A 16700-nucleotide genomic window follows, 5' to 3' on the forward strand; every position below is an offset into this window, starting at 1 on the left:
GTCCTCGTAGAAACTAGAAGTTGAATTGGTCGATGTTCGCGGCGGTGAACTCGGTGGGCGGGCCGAGCACGATTTCGCCGTCCTTGCCGATGGTGTATTCGCCCAGCTTGCCGGCGCTGAACTTGTCGCCCTCGGCGCCGGTGATCTGGCCCGAGGCGAGCGCGGCGCCCGCGTACCCGGCCAGATAGCCGATGTCGGCCGGGTTCCACAGCGCGAACTTCTTGACGGTGTCGTTCTTGACGTACTCGCGCATCTGGTTCGGCAGGCCCAGGCCGGTGACCTGCACCTTGCCCTTGTACGAGGACGACGAGATGTAGCGGGCCGCCGCCGCGATGCCGACCGTGGTCGGCGCCACGATCACCTTGAGGTTCGGGTACGACTGCAGCAGACCCTGTGCCTCCTGGAACGACTTCTGGTCGTCGTCGTTGCCGTAGGCGACCTTGACCAGCTTGAGTTTGGCGTACTCCGGCTTCTTGAGCTCCTCGGTCATGACCTTGATCCAGGCGTTCTGGTTAGTGGCGTTCGGCGTGGCGGACAGCACCGCGATCTCGCCCTCGCCGCCGGCCTGCTCGAGGGCCATCTTGGCCAGCGACTGGCCGATGCCCTCGGTGGTGGCCTGGTTGATGAACGCGTCCCGGCAGTCCTTCGACGCGTCCGAGTCGAACGTGACGACCTTGATCTTCGCAGCCCGCGCCTGGTTGAGCGACGGGCACACCGCGTTCGGGTCGTTCGCGGCGATCACGATGACGTCCTGCTGCTGCTGGATCAGCGTGTTGATGTAGCTGACCTGCGAGGAGGCCGACGCGTCGTTCGGGCCCACCTTCTTGTACTCGCCCTTGAGCTCCTTGACCGCCACCTCGCCGCCGCTGGTCTCGACGTCCGAGTACGGGTTGTTGAGCTGCTTGGGCAGGTACGCGATCTTCAGGCCCTCCTTGAGCTTGGCGTTCGCGTCCGCGCTCGCACCGGTCTGCGGGCCGGAACCCGTACCGGAATTGCTGTCTTTGGTTGTGCCACCGCACGCGCCGGCACCGAACACCATGAGGGAGGCCGCGCTGACGGCCAGAAGTTGACGACGAAGCATGCACGTCTCCTTAGTGGGCCGCGGACTGGCGCAGTCGTCGCCGTTGCCAGTTGCCGCGGACCGCCTTGACGATGTTGGGGAGGAGGACGGAGAGCACGAGCAGGGTGCCCGTGACAATGTTCAGCGCCTGCCCGGAGACGTCTTCCAGGCGCAGCGCGTTCTGTAGTGCCGCCAGCAGCACCACACCGGCGAGGACGCCGGGCAGGCTGCCCTTCCCACCGAAGATCGAGACGCCGCCGAGCAGGACGGCCGCGACCACGGCGAGTTCGAGGCCCACACCGTTGTCGGCGCGGGCGCTGGAGTAACGCAGGGTCCACAGCACACCGACCAGGCCGGCCACCGCGCCGCTGGCCACGTACAGCCAGAACTTGGTGCGGGCCACCCGGATCCCGGAGAAGTGCGCGGCCTGCGCGTTGGCCCCGATGGCGTACAGCGACCGGCCGACCGGCGTGGCGTGCTGGACCACCCCGAAGATCAGGGCAAGGACCACAATCAAAATCAAGACATTGGGTACGGGGCCGTCGCCGATCGTTCCGGTGACCCAGCCGGTGAAGGCGAACGGGAAATCCGCCACCGCGCCGTCGCCGAGCACCACGAACGCGAGCCCGCGGTAGAGCGCCAGGGTGCCGATGGTGACCGCGAGCGAGGGCAGGCCCAGGCCGGTGACCAGGAAGCCGTTGAACGCGCCGAGCACCGCGCCGATCGCCACGCAGAGCGGGATGATCGTCTCCATCGACATTCCGTTGTTCCACATCCAGCCCATCAGCGAGCTGGTCAGGCCGAGCGTGCTGGCCACCGACAGGTCGATCTCGCCGGTCACGATGATCATCGTCATCGGCAGTGCGACCAGGATGATCGGGAGCAGGTCGAGGACCAGGAACGTGAAGTTGCGGCTGGTGCCGAAATTCTCCACCGCGAACGAGGCGGCGATCAGCACGACGACGGTCAGCACGATGACGGCGGCGTCCCAGGTGGCGAGCCAGCCGGGCACCCCGCGGTTCCGCGTGGTCGCCCGATCGAGATCGATGTCAGACATGTGCATCCCGCTTTCGCAGCGAGCGGGCGATCCGGACCGCCACCAGCCGGTCGGCGCAGATGGCCAGGATGATCAGGGCGCCGACGATGGCCTGCTGCCAGAACTGGTTGATGTCGAGCACCGCAAGGGCGCTGCCGATCACCGTGAGCAGCAGGGCGCCGAGGCCCGCGCCCCAGACCGTGCCGCTGCCGCCGAACACCGCGACCCCGCCGACCACGACGGCGGCCACCACGTTCAGCTCGATGCCGGTGCCGGCGGCCGCGTCGACCGTGCCGAACCGGGCCGCGAACAGCACCCCGGCCAGACCGGCCAGCGCGCCGCTGAGCAGGAAGGCGCCGAGCAGGTTGCGGGCGACCTTGATGCCGGCCAGCTCGGCGGCCGGCGGGCTGGAGCCCATCGCGTACAGCTCTCGCCCCACCCGGTAGTTGCGCATCACCAGCGAGACACCGCCGACCACGACAAGAGCAATCAAAACCAGCCACGGTACGCCGAGCAGGTCGTCATTCGCGAAGCCGAGGAAGTGCCGGGGCAACTCGTCGGCGTTCACCTGCGAACCGCCGGCCCAGGAGTAGGTGACGCCGCGATAGATGTAGAGGGTGCCGAGCGTGACCACGAGGGCCGGGACGTTGCCGTAGCGGACCAGCACGCCGTTCACCAGGCCGCAGACCGCACCGACGCCGAGACCCACCAGGATCGCCACGATCATCGGCAGGCCCTGGTTCTGGCTCATCAGGGTGGCGACGGTGAACGCGCTGAGGCCGAGCACCGAGCCGACGCTCAGGTCGATGTTCCGGGTGATCACCACGACCGCCTGGCCGGCCGCCATGACGGCGAGGATGGCGGTGTTGAGCAGGTTGTCGCGGATGCTCTGGCCGGAGAGGAAGCGCGGATTGTCGATCGCGGTGTAGGCGACGAGGACCACGAGCGCCAGCACGATGCCCAGTTCACGGGTCTTCAGCAGGCCGGCGCCGCGCCTGCCGCCTCGCGGCGGCTCCGGCGCGGTGGCCGGCGCGTCCGCCGCGACGTCGGTGCTCATGCCGCAGCCTCCTGACCCATCGCGGCGTACATGACGGACTCCTCGGTGGCCTCGGCGCGGGTCAGCGTCGCCGCGACCCGGCCCTCGCGCAGCACCACGACCCGGTCGGCCATGCCGAGCACCTCGGGCAGTTCGGACGACACCATGACGATCGCGATGCCGTCCGCGGCCAGCGAGGACATGAGCCGGTGCACCTCGGCCTTGGTGCCGACGTCGATGCCGCGGGTGGGCTCATCGACGATCAGCAGCCGCGGGCCGGTGGACAGCCACTTGGCCAGCACGACCTTCTGCTGGTTGCCGCCGGACAGCGTGCCGACCGCATCGGACAGGCGGCCCAGCTTGGTCTGCAGCTTCTCGGTCCAGGTGGCGGCGGCCTCGCGTTCGGCGCCGCCTGACAACAGGCCGAGGCGGGCCAGCTTGCGGGCCCGGGGGAGGGTGACGTTGCGCTCGATCGAGAGTTCCATGACCAGGCCCTGCTGGCGGCGGTCCTCGGGAACCAGGGCCATCCCGGCGGCCATCGCGGCGCGGGGCGAGCCCGGCTTCAGGCGCTTGCCGCCGACCTTGACGGTGCCCTGGTCGTAGGGATCTACGCCGAAGACGGCCTGCATCACCTCGGACCGGCCGGCGCCGACCAGCCCGGCCAGCGCGACGATCTCGCCGGTCCGGACCGAGAACGAGATGTCGCGGAAGACGCCCTCCCGGGACAGGCCGTCGACCTCGAGCATCACCTCGCCGGGCTCGACCTCCTGCTTGGGGAAGAGGGCGCTCAGGTCACGGCCGACCATCCGGCGGATCATGTCGTCGACCGAGAGGCCGGCCAGCGGCTCGGTGGTGACGTGCTTACCGTCCCGCATGATCGTGATCCGTTCGCAGAGCGCGGTGATCTCCTCGAACCGGTGTGAGATGAACAGGATCGCGGCGCCCTCGTCGCGCAGCGACCGGACCACGGCGAAGAGGCGTTCCACCTCGACACTGGACAGTGCGGCCGTCGGCTCATCCATGATCAGGATGCGCGCCTCACTCGACAGCGCCTTGGCGATCTCGACGAGTTGCTGGTCGGCGATCGACAGGCCGCGGGCCGGACGGGTCGGGTCGAGGTGCACGCCGAGTCGCCGGAACAGGCGTACCGCGTTCGCGTGCATGGTTTTGCGGTCTATCTGGCGAAGCCGGGTCAGCGGCTGGTTGCCCATCGCGATGTTCTCGGCCACCGACAGGTCGGGAAAGAGGGTGGGCTCCTGGTAGATGACCGCGATGCCGGCGGCCTTGGCGTCGGCCGGTCCATGGAACTCGGCGTCGGCGCCGTTCACTCGCAAGGTGCCGGTGTCCGGCCGGTGCACACCGGCCAGCATTTTGACGATCGTGGATTTTCCGGCACCGTTCTCCCCGACCAGCGCGTGTGCCTCGCCGCCGTACAACGGAAAGCTGACGCCCTGCACCGCCGCGACCGCGCCGAACGATTTCGTGACGTCGTGGACCTCGAGCAGGGCAGTTGCCTCCGCCACGAGCCACCTCCAGACCGGGGAGTTGAAATGTTTCAGCGGCCGTACGGAGAACGTAGGTGGCCCCAATCACACATGTCAAGCGTTGGATAGAAACGTTCGGGAAACACGGCGGCCGCGCTGCGGATAGGTACCGTAAGATGCTGCTTCAACGTTTCAACAGGAGGTTCGAGTGCTGAACGGCAGGACGCCGTCCGTGAAGGACGTGGCCGCCGCCGCCGGTGTCTCGCTCGGCACGGTCTCAAACGTGATGAATCGCCCCGAGGTGGTCAGCACGCGCACCCGCGAGCGGGTCGAACGCGCCATGGCCGAACTGGGCTTCGTCCGCAACGAGTCGGCCCGCCAGCTCCGCGCCGGCACGAGCCGCACCCTGGCGTACGTGATGCTCGACGGCAACAACCCCTTCTTCCATGACGTGGCCCAGGGCATCGAACTGGCCGCCGAGGACGCCGACCTGTCCCTGTTCATCTGCAACAGCAACAGCCGGGCCGAACGCGAGGAGGTCCACCTGGACCGCCTGCTCCAGCAACGCGTACAGGGCATCCTGATCACCCCGGTCAACCCCGAGGCGACCTACCTGGACGAACTCTCCCGCCGCGGCCTGCCCCTGGTGATCGTCGACCGCCGCCGCGGCGACGAGAGCTGCTGCTCGGTGGCGGTCGACGACGTGCACGGCGGCCGGATAGCGGTCGAGCACCTGGTCGAGCAGGGCCACATGAGGGTGGCGTTCATCGGCGGCCCCGATTCGATCGGCCAGGTCCGCGAACGCTGGCAGGGCGCCAGAGAAATCTGGGACGAGCTGGGCCGATCCCCCGACGACCTGATCCACCTGCCCACCGAGGCCCTGACCGTCGCCGAAGGACGCTCCGCCGGCGAACGCCTGGCCGGCCTGCCCGCTCGCCGCCGCCCGACCGCGGCCTTCTGCGCCAACGACCTGCTGGCCCTGGGCCTGCTGCAACAGAGCATCGGCGCCGGCCTGCGAGTCCCCGACGACCTGGCCATCGTGGGTTTCGACGACATCGAATTCGCCGCCGCCGCCGCGGTGCCCCTGACCTCGGTCCGCCAGCCCCGCCAGGAACTGGGCCGAGCGGCCGCCCAGCTGGTGCTGGACGAGGCCTCCAACCCGAAACACCGCCACCAACAGCTCTTCTTCACCCCCGAGTTGGTGGCCCGGGCCTCCACCGCCACCCGTCCCCGCCAGCCCTAGCCCGTCGTCATACAGGCGGGCGCCAGGAGCACAGGCCGGTATCGGCGGCCGCATCGCGGAATCCCGGGTGGGCGTGCTTTCCTGGCGGGAGCGCCCGTTCCCTGCCCTCGCAACCGCATCGTGGGACCGTGTCCTGCAAAATGGACAGTCATTCCATGCTCGGGGAATCGCCTGGAACAAAAGCCGCATTGCTCCGTAACGCACCGACGATTGCCAGATCTCGTAGAACTCCGGCCCATTCGGATAGCCCATTCGGAACCCCAACTCGACACAACCGCTCTTGGACACACCATCGCGGTGGCAAGTCGGTAGGCCGGTCGCAAGAACGGTGAAGTCGAGCGGTCGGGCCTGCCCAAAAGGTCGAGTTCGACATTGAGCTGGCAAGGGACTTCGGCCGGTGATCGCGCATGGGATCGGTCGCGGTGATCCTGGGCGGTGCGGTGATCCTGGGCGGTGCGGTGGGCCGTGCGGTGCGGTGCGGTGGGCGGTGCGGTGCGGTGGGCGGTGCGGTGGGCGGTGCGGTGCGGTGCGGGGGGCGGTGCGGTGCAGTGGGCGGGCGGTGCGGTGGGCCGGGCGGTGCGGTGTGTTGGGGCGAGGCGGTGGGATGGTGAGGGTCTATGTCTGGTGGGCGGGTGGGCCTTGACCGGGGGGATGCGGGGCCGTAATCTGGCCGCAATGTGTGAAACGTTTCATGACGGGTAAGGACGCGATGACTAACCCCGCAGTGCGTGAGCTGCTGGAGCGGAGTAATCGGCTCGGGGCCGATCCGCGGAATACCAACTACGCCGGGGGGAACACCTCGGCCAAGGGGACGGCTCCGGATCCGGTTACCGGGGACTCGGCCGAGCTCGTCTGGGTCAAGGGGTCCGGTGGGGACCTCGGCACGCTCAAGGAGAGCGGGCTCGCCGTGCTGCGGCTCGATCGGCTGCGGGCGCTTACCGCCGTTTATCCGGGGGTGGAGCGCGAGGACGAGATGGTCGCGGCGTTCGACTACTGCCTGCACGGGCGGGGTGGGGCGGCGCCCAGTATCGACACGGCCATGCACGGGCTGGTTGACGTTGCGCATGTCGATCACCTGCATCCGGACTCGGGCATCGCGATTGCCACCGCGGCGGACGGGCCGGCGCTCACCAAGGAGATCTTTTCCGACCGGGTGCTCTGGGTGCCGTGGCGGCGGCCGGGGTTCCAGCTCGGGCTCGACATCGCGGCGGTGCAGCGGGCCAACCCGCAGGCCATCGGCGTGATCCTCGGCGGGCACGGGATCACCGCGTGGGGGGCGACCAGCGCGGAGTGCGAGGCCAACTCGCTCGAGATCATCAAGACGGCCGCCGACTATCTGGCTTCGCACGGCAACCGGGAGCCGTTCGGTGCGGCCGTGCACCGGAGCCTGGGCGAGGCCGAGCGGCGGGAGCGGGCCGCAGCGCTCTTCCCGGTGCTGCGCGGGCTCGCGTCCACCGACCGGGCTCAGGTCGGCCACTACACCGACGCCGACGTGGTGCTCGACTTCGTCAACAGTGCGCGGATGCCGGAACTGGCCGCGCTCGGCACCTCCTGCCCGGACCACTTCCTGCGCACCAAGGTCAAGCCGCTGGTGGTCGACACCGCGCCGGACGCGCCGCTCGAGGACGTCGTGGCGCGGGTCAAGGAACTGCACGCGGCCTACCGGGACGACTACCGCGGCTACTACGAGCGCAACGCCGCACCGGACAGCCCGGCCATGCGCGGCGCCGACCCGGCCATCGTGCTCGTGCCGGGCGTGGGCATGTTCTCGTTCGGCGCCAACAAGCAGACCGCCCGGGTGGCCGGTGAGTTCTACGTCAACGCGATCAACGTGATGCGCGGGGCCGAATCCGTCTCCAGCTACGCGCCGATCGACGAGGCCGAGAAGTTCCGCATCGAGTACTGGGCGCTCGAGGAGGCCAAGCTTCAGCGCATGCCCAAGCCCAAGCCGCTGGCCACCCGGATCGCGTACGTGACCGGCGGCGGCTCGGGCATCGGCCGGGCCATCGCCGTCCGGCTTGCCGCCGAGGGCGCCTGTGTGGTCGTGGCCGACCGCGACTTCGCGGCGGCGCAACAAACAGCGAAAGAGATCGGCGGCAGCGACGTCGCTCTCGCGGTCGCGGCCGACGTGACGAGCGCGGACGCGATCGCCGCCTCGCTGCGGGACGCCGTGCTCGCGTTCGGCGGCATTGATCTGGTGGTCAACAACGCTGGGCTGTCCGTCTCGAAGCCGCTGCTGGAGACCACCGAGCAGGACTGGGACCTGCAGCACGACGTGATGGCGAAGGGCTCGTTCCTGGTCTCCCGCGAGGCGGCCCGCATCATGATCCCGCAGGGGATGGGCGGCGACGTCATCTACATCTCCAGCAAGAACTCGATTTTCGCGGGACCGAACAATGTCGCGTACGGGGCGACCAAGGCCGACCAGGCGCATCAGGTCCGTCTGCTGGCGGCGGAGCTCGGGGCCTATGGCGTACGGGTGAACGGCATCAACCCGGACGGCGTGGTGCGCGGGTCCGGGATCTTCGCCGGCGGCTGGGGCGCGAAACGTGCGGCCGTCTACGGCGTGCCGGAGGAGAAGCTCGGCGAGTACTACGCGCAGCGCACCCTGCTCAAGCGCGAGGTGCTGCCCGAGCACGTGGCGAACGCGGTGTTCGCCCTGACCGGCGGCGACCTGACGCACACGACCGGCCTGCACATCCCGGTCGACGCCGGCGTCGCTGCGGCCTTCCTGAGATGACAAAGTTGACCGAGTTCGCGGCGGTCGACCTCGGCGCGTCCAGCGGGCGCGTCATGGTCGGCCGCGCCGGGCCGGGCGAGCTGGCGCTGACCGAGGCGCACCGGTTCCCGAACGAGCCGGTCCGCGCCGCCGGCACCCTGCTCTGGGACATCCTTTCGCTCTATCGGGGCGTGCTGGACGGCCTGGCCAAGGCGGGCCCGGTCGCGAGCATCGGCATCGACTCGTGGGCGGTGGACTACGGGCTGCTGGACTCGTCGGGTGCGCTGCTCGGCAACCCCGTGCACTACCGGGATTCGCGGACCGACGGCGTGCCGGACCAGGTGGCGCGGACTCTCGGCGACGAGCGGCTCTACGAGGTCACCGGCCTGCAGAAACTGCCGTTCAACACGATCTATCAGCTGGTGTCGGCGATCGGCACGCCGCAGTACGAGGCGGCCCAGCAGGTGCTGCTCATCCCGGACCTGCTGGCGTACTGGCTGACCGGGGAGTTGGGCGCGGAGTACACCAACGCGTCCACCACCGAACTCGTCGACGTGCACACCCGGGACTGGTCGTTGCCGCTGATCACCGGGGTGGGTTTGCGGCCGTCGTTGTTCCCGCCGATCCGTCGGCCGGGGAGTGTCATCGGCGAGCACTCGGGGACCCCGGTCGTGGCGGTGGGATCGCACGACACGGCTTCCGCGGTGGTGGGGGTTCCGGCCGAGGGGGAGCGGTTCGCCTACATCTCGTGCGGGACCTGGTCGCTGGTCGGGTTGGAGCTGCCGGAGCCGGTGCTGACCGAGGAGTCCCGGCGGGCCAACTTCACCAACGAGGGCGGCGTCGACGGGACCATTCGCTACCTGCGCAACGTGATGGGCCTCTGGCCGTTGCAGGAGTGCATGCGTGAATGGGGCACAACCGACATTACGGATCTGCTCCGCGGGGCCGCGCGGGAGAAGGCGCTCCAGTCCGTCGTGGATCTTGACGATCCGGTGTTCCTGCCGCCCGGCGACATGATCGGGCGGCTGGTGCGAGCGGCCGGCCTCCAGGATCCCAGCCCGCCGGTGATTACCCGCTGCATCCTCGACAGTCTCGCGCTCGCCCAGCAGCGGGCGATCGAGCAGGCTCAGCAACTCGCCGGCCGCGACGTCGACGCGGTGCACATCGTCGGCGGCGGCGCCCGCAACGAACTGCTCTGCCAGCTCACCGCGGACGCCTGCGGACTGCCCGTGCTGGCCGGTCCGGTGGAGGCCACCGCGCTCGGCAACATCCTGGTGCAGGCCCGCGCGGCCGGGGTGATCGGCGGCGACCTGGCGGCATTGCGCGCGGTTCTGCGGCAGACTCAGCAGATCGTGCGGTACGAGCCGCGCGGTGACGCGTCCGCCTGGCGGCACGCGGCCAAACGGATCGCGGGTTAGGGAGGCGGCCGGTGCGGATCGCTCTGTTCGTCACCTGCCTGGCCGACACCATGTTTCCGGCGGCGGCGAAGGCGACCGTGCACCTGCTGGAGCGGCTCGGGCATGAGGTCGTCTTTCCCACCGAGCAGACGTGCTGCGGCCAGATGCACATCAACACCGGCTATCAGAAGGACGCCCTGCCACTCGTACAAAGGCATGTAAAGGTTTTTGAAGAATTTGATCTGGTCGTGGCGCCGTCGGGGAGCTGTGTCGGATCGGTGCGCCACCAGCACGCGATGGTGGCTGCGGGGGATGCCGGTCTCGCGACTCGCGCTTCCGGGGTTGCTTCGAGGACGTACGAGTTGAGCGAGCTTCTCGTGGACGTGCTGGGTGTCGAGGACGTCGGCGCATATTTTCCACACCGGGTGACTTATCACCCCACCTGCCACTCGTTGCGGGTGCTGCGGGTGGGCGACAAGCCGTTGCGGCTGCTGCGGAAGGTGCGCGGTCTGGATCTTGTGGAGTTGCCGGAGGCCGAGCAGTGTTGCGGGTTCGGGGGGACGTTTTCTGTGAAAAATGCGGATACGTCGACCGCGATGCTCGCCGACAAGATGCGGCACGTGCTGAGCACCGGTGCGGACGTGTGCACGGCCGGCGACGCGTCCTGTCTCATGCACATCGGCGGCGGATTGTCCCGGTTGCGCACGGGGGTCCGGACGGTGCACCTGGCCGAGATCCTGGCCTCGACAGAGTCGTGACCGACTGCACCGGAGTGAGCGAAGCGGTCGGAGGGCCAGGAGGGCATGACAAAGAAAGTTCAGTCATGACCGATGGCACTGGAGCGGGACGGCGTGACAAGGGAGGCTCATTCACGTGACGACTTTTCTGGGGATGCCGGCTCGGGCTCCGCGCGGTGTTGGGCACCTGCGTGGCGATGAACCGTTCCCGGTCGCCGCCCGCACCGCGCTGGCCGACCCGCAGCTGCGCCGCAACCTCAACCACGCCACCACCACGATCCGCGGCAAGTCCGGCCGGGTGATCGCGGAGCTTCCGGACTGGCAGGAGTTGCGTTCGGCGGGTTCGGCGCTCAAGGCGCACACGATGGCCAATCTGCCCGCCCTGCTGGAGCAACTCGAGGCGGCGGTGACCGCCGCGGGCGGCGTGGTGCACTGGGCGGCCGACGCCAACGAGGCCAACCGGATCGTCACCGAGCTGGTGCAGGCCACCGGCGAGCAGCGAGTCATCAAGGTCAAGTCGATGGCCACCCAGGAGATCGGTCTCAACGAGGCCCTCGAAGAGGCCGGCATCACCCCGGTGGAGACCGACCTGGCCGAGCTGATCGTGCAGTTGGGCGACGACAAGCCCAGCCACATCCTGGTGCCGGCCATCCACCGCAACCGGGCCGAGATCCGCGAGATCTTCCTGCGCGCCATGCCCGGCGTGGATCCGTCACTCACCGACGACCCGCCCCGGCTGGCCGGCGCCGCCCGGCAATACCTGCGCCAGACGTTCCTGAGCACCCGGGTGGCGGTGTCCGGCGCCAACTTCGGGATCGCCGAGACCGGCACGCTGGCGGTGGTCGAGTCGGAGGGCAACGGCCGGATGTGCCTGACCCTGCCGGACACGCTGATCACCGTGATGGGCATCGAAAAGGTGGTGCCGGCCTGGCAGGACCTGGAGGTGTTCCTGCAACTGCTGCCGCGCGCGTCGACCGGCGAGCGGATGAACCCGTACACCTCGATGTGGACCGGCGTGACCCCCGGCGACGGCCCGCAGAATTTCCACCTGGTGCTGCTCGACAACGGCCGCAGCGCGGTGCTGGCCGACGAGGTGGGCCGCCAGGCGCTGCACTGCATCCGGTGCTCGGCCTGTCTGAACGTGTGCCCGGTCTACCAGCGGACCGGCGGGCACGCGTACGGCTCGGTGTATCCCGGCCCGATCGGCGCGGTGCTGTCCCCGCAGCTGACCGGCGTGGCCGACAACGCCTCGCTGCCGTATGCGTCGTCGCTCTGCGGTGCCTGCTTCGACGCCTGTCCCGTGAAGATCGACATCCCGGCGATCCTGGTGCACCTCCGCAACGAGACCCCACACCCGCGGTCCGAGGCGGCCATGATGGCGGCTGCGGCCTACATCATGAAACACCCAAGGTTGTACGCCCGAGCCCAGCGCGCCGCCAAGCTGGCCCGCCTGGTAGGCCGCCGCGGCCGGGGCCTGCCGCCGCCGCTCAACGGCTGGTCCGCGTCCCGGGATCTGCCGGCGCCACCACCGCAGACGTTCCGGGACTGGTGGGCAAAGCGATGAACTCCAAAAAACTGATCCTGGGCCGGATCCGAGCGGCGCTGGGCGAGGACGCGCCGCCGTCCCCGCCGATCCCCCGCGACTATCGGAGGGGCGAGGGCAAGGCCGACCTGGACCTGCTGGTGGAGCGCCTGGTCGACTACAAGGCCGCGGTGCATCGGGCCTTGGATTCCGCGACGCTGCCGAGCGTGATCGCCGAGATTCAGGGCTCAGGTGTCCTGGTCGTGCCGTCGGGGTTGCCGACCACCTGGCTGCCCGCGGCAGTCGAGCCGCTGGTCGACGACGGCACGTTGCCGGCCGACCGCATCGCGGCCGCCGACGGCGTGGTGACGGCCGCGGCGGTGGCGGTCGCCGAGACCGGGACGATCGTGCTGGACGCCTCGCCCGACCAGGGGCGCCGGATCATCACGCTGCTGCCAGATCTGCACATTTGCGTGCTGAGGCCGGAGCAGGTGGTGCAGTCCGTGCCGGAGGCAGTGGCGAGGCTAGACGCGACCCGCCCGCTGACGTGGATCAGCGGGCCGTCAGCGACGAGCGACATCGAGCTGAATCGCGTGGAGGGCGTGCACGGCCCCCGCAACCTGCACGTGATCCTGCTCGGCTGACTACCTATCGTTCCGGAATGTCAGTTTTGGCCGCGAGAAGCGTGGCCCGGGAGACGACCACGATCCGTTCGTAGTCCGCTCGGCCTGCGTCCGGTGGCAGATGTTGCTCGAGGGATTCCGTCGCGTCAGTGCCGATGACGGCGAAGTCGCCGTTGTCGAGCTCAAAAATATCGGGGCAGGTGCCGTTGCTGAGACTGCCGCGCTCGCGAGGTGTTAACCCGAGTCTGCGGATGATCTTCGGCTCCATGCGGCCAGCCCCCTGAATAAAGTCCGACAAAAGGGCTGAACCGGGCGGCGCTGCCTTGAGGCAGCATCTCATGCGGACGTGCAACAGGCAACTTAAACGCTCATTTGGGCGACACGATTTTGCCCAAACCCGGGTGCTCCGATCGAGTCGCTGCATTGGGCTGCTTGCGCGGCGACCGGCCCGACGATTCTTTGTAATTCGTCACGTTCTGTTCGACGTTGCTGCTGTTGCTCGCCACTGCGTTGTAGTCTCGGCATATTCTGTCGGCTTCTTTGGCGAATAGGTACTCAGGACTGCCGGGTACCAAAGACTCACGCGCTCGTGCGGCGGCTGCCCAGTACCGCCGTATCTTTTGGCTGGTGAATAGATACTCCAAGGTGCGGAGAACGGCCTCGTTGTCGGCGTTGTCGAGCTTCAGAGATGTCCACTGAAATTGATAGATGATATTGGCATAGAGAAGCTGGCGGTTTTCTTTAGGGGAGAGGCCGGGCTCGAAGGCGGGCCAGACCTCGGCTAGTTCCTCGTCGTCGATGCTCATCCTCAGGATCTCCAGGTGCAGAGAACTCAGATCGGCTGAAGCGCTGCGTCGCAACTCGCGGAGATGGGTATGGGCGGTAACCACCACAACACATAGCGCAAAGCCGCTGATTATCGAGCTGAGTGCACCGAACGTCTGACCTACATCGCTTAATCTGCCCCAGTTCTCCGCTGTCCCGCGTTGGCCCACGATGGCGGCAAGGCCGACGCCCGACAGAAGTACGACGGCAGTCAGGAGTGCGGTCCCGAGGATCAAGAAGGGCAGGCGGGTGAAGGCGGCAGTCCGTTGTGGATGTCTTTTGTCGCCCATCGTCCCGACCTCCTGCCCGGCCGGTCGGGCAGGGCCCCGACCTGATCCGTTTGTGTGGTAGCCGCCTCCAGCGAGATTGCATGCGGTGTCGAACGAGGGGAGGCCCTCACGCTTATGGTGGGGCCAGAAGTCAAGAAAAGCTACGGCGGTCGCATGAGTGATATCCCAGCTTGATAACCGCCACATGGCAGATTGATGGGTAGCTGTCAGCCACCGTTCAAGACCATTAACGATCCCTAAGTCGACCGTTCCTTCATATTGCGGTACAGCGCCGGCTCTGGATCTCGGCTAGGGTCGGCGACGTGGGAGATCCGGTGCGGATGCCGCCGTCTGATGGCGAGCGGGAGCAGGCAGCCGAGTTGCTTCAGCGGGCCTGCGGTGAAGGGCGTCTGACGCTCGAGGAGTTCGGGGTGCGGGTGGGGGCGGTGTGGGCCGCCGAGACCGGCGACGAACTCGTGCGGGCCACGGCGGGGCTGGCACCTACGCCGATTGTCGGGTCGGCTCGGACGGTGGAGAGCGTCTTCACGATTTTCAGTGAGAACAAGCGGCGCGGGCGGTGGCGGCTGCGGGATCGGCGGCTCGGGCTGCGGACCATGTTCGGGGCTACCGAGCTTGATCTGCGTGAGGTGCTCACCGATCAGAGCGTCATCGAGATCGGCGGGTTCTGCGCGTTCGGCGAAGTGAAGATCATTGTGCCGGAAGGGGTCGAGGTCGACCTGACCGGCGCGGCGGTGTTCTCGTCCAGCAAGCTGCACCTGGCGCCGGTGCCTCGGGTGCCGGGCACGCCCGAGGTGCGGATCGCGGTGTCCGCCTGGTTCAGCTCGGTCGAGGTGGTCTCCAAGCCGTACAGCCTTCCCAGGCCGAGTTAACCGATCGCGACCCACACCTCGTCGAGCATTCCCTGAAACTGGTCGTTGTCGGCGAACGAGCCCTTGCCGCCGACGCTCAGCGGGATGCGGTTCCGCACGCTGAGGTCGGCCGGCACCGTGGCCACGCTGCGGCGTACGCCATCGACCAGGAGGGTGAGCGACGCGCCCGCGCGGCGGCACTCCAGGGTGTGCCAGCGGCCGTCGGCCACGCCCACCATGCTCACCGCGCGGTGGATCTGCGGGCGGCGGTCGTCGACCAGCACGCAACTCGGCCGGCCGGCCACGCCGTCGATCTGCAGCTTGTACTGGCTGCCCACCGCGGAGTAACCCTTCTGCAGCACGTTCTCGCCGGTCGTGGTCTGGTCGGCGGACAGGCGGACCGACGCGCCGAAGCGGATCGGGCGGCGTCCCGGGTTCAGTTCGTCGGTGGTGACCGTACGCAGGGCGATCCGTGGGCAGGGTTCGACGCGGCACGGTGGCGGGAACGCGAGTGCGCTGCCCCCGGCCCGCGCGACCGTGGTGATGGCGCCCCCGTGCCGGCTCACCGGGCTCAGGTCGTGGCCGTTGCCGGTGACGTCGGCGAACGGCGTGGCACCGTCGAAGCTGTACCGGACGGCGTCCACGGGAGCCGCCTGCGCCTCGGCACCGGCGGTGGCGGCCGTCGCCATCGCCATCGCCAACAGAACCGAGCGCATCAGCCGAACGACGCGTAGCGCCGCTGGGGTTGCCCGCCGATCGTGGTGAAGTCACCGCCGACGGCAACCGACCCGTGATCGCGGTGCACCGCGACGGTGCGCACCCCGACGACGCCGTTCGCCTGCGGCGCCCAGCCGGCCAGCGAGCCGTCGCCGGCCACCGCGGCCAGCTTCACCCGGGACACCGAACCGTCCGTGCAGGTGCCGTACGCGCCGGTGGCACTCGTCGTACAGGCCCGGTCGAAGTGGCCGCCCACGTACGCGGTGCCGTCCAGCGCGGCGATGGCCTGGACGTCGCCGTCGAAGACCCGGGTCCAGCGGGACTGACCGGTGGACCGCTGGTAGGCCGCGGCCCGGCCGCCCTGCCCGCCCATCGCGGCGTAGACCCCGGTCGCGTCGGCCGCCACCGAGTAGACGACCGCGGGTGCCGACGGGCGGAAGCTCTGGTCCAGCGCGCCCGTGCTGCCGTCCACAGCGGACAACCGCAACGTGGAGCGGGTGTTGTTGGTGCGGTGGAAGCTGCCGCCCAGATAGACCTTGCCGTCCGCGTACGCCAGCGAGTAGACGGTGTTGTCCGCGCTCGGCTTCCAGGTCGCGTCCAGCTCCCCGGTGTTCAACGAGAACGCCGCCAGCCGCGACCGCACCTGCCGGTCCACCCGGGTGAACGCGCCACTCAGGTAGAGCCGCCCGTTGCCGACCGCGAGGGACCGCGGGCTGCCGTCGATGCCGTGCCGGAACGTGCCGACCGCGCCGGACGCGGCGTCCAGCCGGACGATCGAGTCCCGGGCGTGCCCGGAGACCCGGCCGAAGTCGCCGGCCGCATAGACCGCGTGTTCGGCGACGGCGAGCGCCCGGACCGTGCCGTCGGCGCGCGGTGCCCAGTCCAGCAGCGCGCCGGTGCGGGCGTCGAAGGCGGCCAGCCGTTCCCGGGCCACGGTGCGCCCGCCCACGCTGGTGCTGGTGAAGGAGCCGCCCACGTAAACGGTGTTGGCGCGGTACGCGATCGCGTACACCGATCCGTTGAACGACGGTGCCTGCCGAGCGGTCGATCCGACCGCGGCGGCGGCGGGCTGTGCGGCGGCGCCGACCGCTAGGGCCGCGACGCCGGCGACGGCTACGCGGCGTACCTGCTCTGAAATTCGCACGCCGAGCTAAACGCACGTC

Annotated in this window: 15 protein-coding genes; 7 read left to right on the forward strand and 8 right to left on the reverse strand. The window is 68.9% G+C overall.

Going from position 1 to position 16700, the window contains the following annotated elements; all coding sequences use genetic code 11:
* Positions 1 to 13: 13 nt before the first annotated feature.
* The 4 genes from rhaS to Ari01nite_RS44635 are packed head-to-tail and all read right to left on the reverse strand — an operon-like array spanning position 14 to position 4655.
* The gene (gene rhaS, locus Ari01nite_RS44620; RefSeq protein ID WP_203790262.1) at positions 14 to 1081 is read right to left on the reverse strand and encodes a rhamnose ABC transporter substrate-binding protein; all 1068 of its coding nucleotides are present in this window, start codon (positions 1079 to 1081) and stop codon (positions 14 to 16) included.
* Positions 1082 to 1091: 10 nt separating this feature from the next.
* Positions 1092 to 2117, reverse strand: coding sequence for an ABC transporter permease (locus tag Ari01nite_RS44625; RefSeq protein WP_203790264.1), 1026 nt, complete (start codon positions 2115 to 2117; stop codon positions 1092 to 1094).
* Positions 2110 to 3153, reverse strand: coding sequence for an ABC transporter permease (locus Ari01nite_RS44630; protein WP_203790266.1), 1044 nt, complete (start codon positions 3151 to 3153; stop codon positions 2110 to 2112). Before Ari01nite_RS44630 ends, Ari01nite_RS44625 begins: the two co-directional genes overlap by 8 nt.
* The gene (locus tag Ari01nite_RS44635; RefSeq protein WP_203790267.1) at positions 3150 to 4655 is read right to left on the reverse strand and encodes a sugar ABC transporter ATP-binding protein; all 1506 of its coding nucleotides are present in this window, start codon (positions 4653 to 4655) and stop codon (positions 3150 to 3152) included. Before Ari01nite_RS44635 ends, Ari01nite_RS44630 begins: the two co-directional genes overlap by 4 nt.
* 169 nt (positions 4656 to 4824) lie before the next feature.
* Between Ari01nite_RS44635 and Ari01nite_RS44640 the strand changes: the two genes are divergently transcribed.
* From Ari01nite_RS44640 to Ari01nite_RS44665, 6 genes are all read left to right on the forward strand, one after another.
* On the forward strand, positions 4825 to 5859 hold the full coding sequence (locus Ari01nite_RS44640) for a LacI family DNA-binding transcriptional regulator (protein WP_203790268.1): 1035 nt from the start codon (positions 4825 to 4827) through the stop codon (positions 5857 to 5859).
* 709 nt (positions 5860 to 6568) lie between these two features.
* Positions 6569 to 8599: a bifunctional aldolase/short-chain dehydrogenase gene (locus Ari01nite_RS44645; RefSeq protein ID WP_203790269.1), complete on the forward strand. Its 2031-nt coding sequence runs from the start codon at positions 6569 to 6571 to the stop codon at positions 8597 to 8599.
* Positions 8596 to 9996 carry a rhamnulokinase gene (locus Ari01nite_RS44650; RefSeq protein WP_203790270.1) on the forward strand — a complete coding sequence of 467 codons (1401 nt, stop codon included), beginning with the start codon at positions 8596 to 8598 and terminating at the stop codon, positions 9994 to 9996. The genes Ari01nite_RS44645 and Ari01nite_RS44650 overlap by 4 nt, the downstream gene beginning before the upstream one ends.
* Positions 9997 to 10007: 11 nt before the next feature.
* Positions 10008 to 10733 (forward strand): (Fe-S)-binding protein, encoded by a 726-nt coding sequence (locus Ari01nite_RS44655; protein ID WP_203790271.1) that lies wholly within the window; start codon positions 10008 to 10010, stop codon positions 10731 to 10733.
* A 115-nt stretch (positions 10734 to 10848) separates the two neighbouring features.
* Positions 10849 to 12276 (forward strand): lactate utilization protein B, encoded by a 1428-nt coding sequence (locus tag Ari01nite_RS44660; protein WP_239163551.1) that lies wholly within the window; start codon positions 10849 to 10851, stop codon positions 12274 to 12276.
* Complete coding sequence (locus tag Ari01nite_RS44665) at positions 12273 to 12878, forward strand: LutC/YkgG family protein (RefSeq protein ID WP_203790272.1); 606 nt, start codon at positions 12273 to 12275, stop codon at positions 12876 to 12878. Before Ari01nite_RS44660 ends, Ari01nite_RS44665 begins: the two co-directional genes overlap by 4 nt.
* 4 nt (positions 12879 to 12882) lie before the next feature.
* Here Ari01nite_RS44665 and Ari01nite_RS44670 read toward each other — a convergent pair whose 3' ends face one another.
* Complete coding sequence (locus Ari01nite_RS44670) at positions 12883 to 13125, reverse strand: hypothetical protein (protein WP_203790273.1); 243 nt, start codon at positions 13123 to 13125, stop codon at positions 12883 to 12885.
* A 100-nt stretch (positions 13126 to 13225) separates the two neighbouring features.
* Positions 13226 to 13972: a DUF6082 family protein gene (locus tag Ari01nite_RS44675; RefSeq protein WP_203790275.1), complete on the reverse strand. Its 747-nt coding sequence runs from the start codon at positions 13970 to 13972 to the stop codon at positions 13226 to 13228.
* Between the two features lie 302 nt (positions 13973 to 14274).
* Between Ari01nite_RS44675 and Ari01nite_RS44680 the strand changes: the two genes are divergently transcribed.
* Positions 14275 to 14841, forward strand: coding sequence for a DUF1707 SHOCT-like domain-containing protein (locus tag Ari01nite_RS44680; protein ID WP_239163552.1), 567 nt, complete (start codon positions 14275 to 14277; stop codon positions 14839 to 14841).
* Here Ari01nite_RS44680 and Ari01nite_RS44685 read toward each other — a convergent pair.
* Both Ari01nite_RS44685 and Ari01nite_RS44690 read right to left on the reverse strand, forming a co-directional pair.
* A complete protein-coding gene (locus Ari01nite_RS44685; RefSeq protein ID WP_203790277.1) occupies positions 14838 to 15536 on the reverse strand; it encodes a LamG-like jellyroll fold domain-containing protein in 699 nt (232 codons plus the stop codon). The genes Ari01nite_RS44680 and Ari01nite_RS44685 overlap by 4 nt on opposite strands.
* Positions 15536 to 16681: an NHL repeat-containing protein gene (locus Ari01nite_RS44690; RefSeq protein ID WP_203790279.1), complete on the reverse strand. Its 1146-nt coding sequence runs from the start codon at positions 16679 to 16681 to the stop codon at positions 15536 to 15538. The genes Ari01nite_RS44685 and Ari01nite_RS44690 overlap by 1 nt, the downstream gene beginning before the upstream one ends.
* Between the last annotated feature and the right edge of the window lie 19 nt (positions 16682 to 16700).

The sequence above is a fragment of the Paractinoplanes rishiriensis genome, assembly GCF_016862375.1.
GTDB classification, from domain to species: Bacteria; Actinomycetota; Actinomycetes; order Mycobacteriales; family Micromonosporaceae; genus Actinoplanes; species Actinoplanes rishiriensis.

Coding starts and splice junctions, on each gene's coding strand:
- Ari01nite_RS44645 (WP_203790269.1), top strand. CDS start 6,569: ATGACTAACCCCGCAGTGCGTGAGCTGCTGGAGCGGAGTAATCGGCTC.
- Ari01nite_RS44665 (WP_203790272.1), top strand. CDS start 12,273: ATGAACTCCAAAAAACTGATCCTGGGCCGGATCCGAGCGGCGCTGGGC.
- Ari01nite_RS44625 (WP_203790264.1), bottom strand. CDS start 2,117: ATGTCTGACATCGATCTCGATCGGGCGACCACGCGGAACCGCGGGGTG.
- Ari01nite_RS44630 (WP_203790266.1), bottom strand. CDS start 3,153: ATGAGCACCGACGTCGCGGCGGACGCGCCGGCCACCGCGCCGGAGCCG.
- rhaS (WP_203790262.1), bottom strand. CDS start 1,081: ATGCTTCGTCGTCAACTTCTGGCCGTCAGCGCGGCCTCCCTCATGGTG.
- Ari01nite_RS44675 (WP_203790275.1), bottom strand. CDS start 13,972: ATGGGCGACAAAAGACATCCACAACGGACTGCCGCCTTCACCCGCCTG.
- Ari01nite_RS44685 (WP_203790277.1), bottom strand. CDS start 15,536: ATGCGCTCGGTTCTGTTGGCGATGGCGATGGCGACGGCCGCCACCGCC.
- Ari01nite_RS44650 (WP_203790270.1), top strand. CDS start 8,596: ATGACAAAGTTGACCGAGTTCGCGGCGGTCGACCTCGGCGCGTCCAGC.
- Ari01nite_RS44670 (WP_203790273.1), bottom strand. CDS start 13,125: ATGGAGCCGAAGATCATCCGCAGACTCGGGTTAACACCTCGCGAGCGC.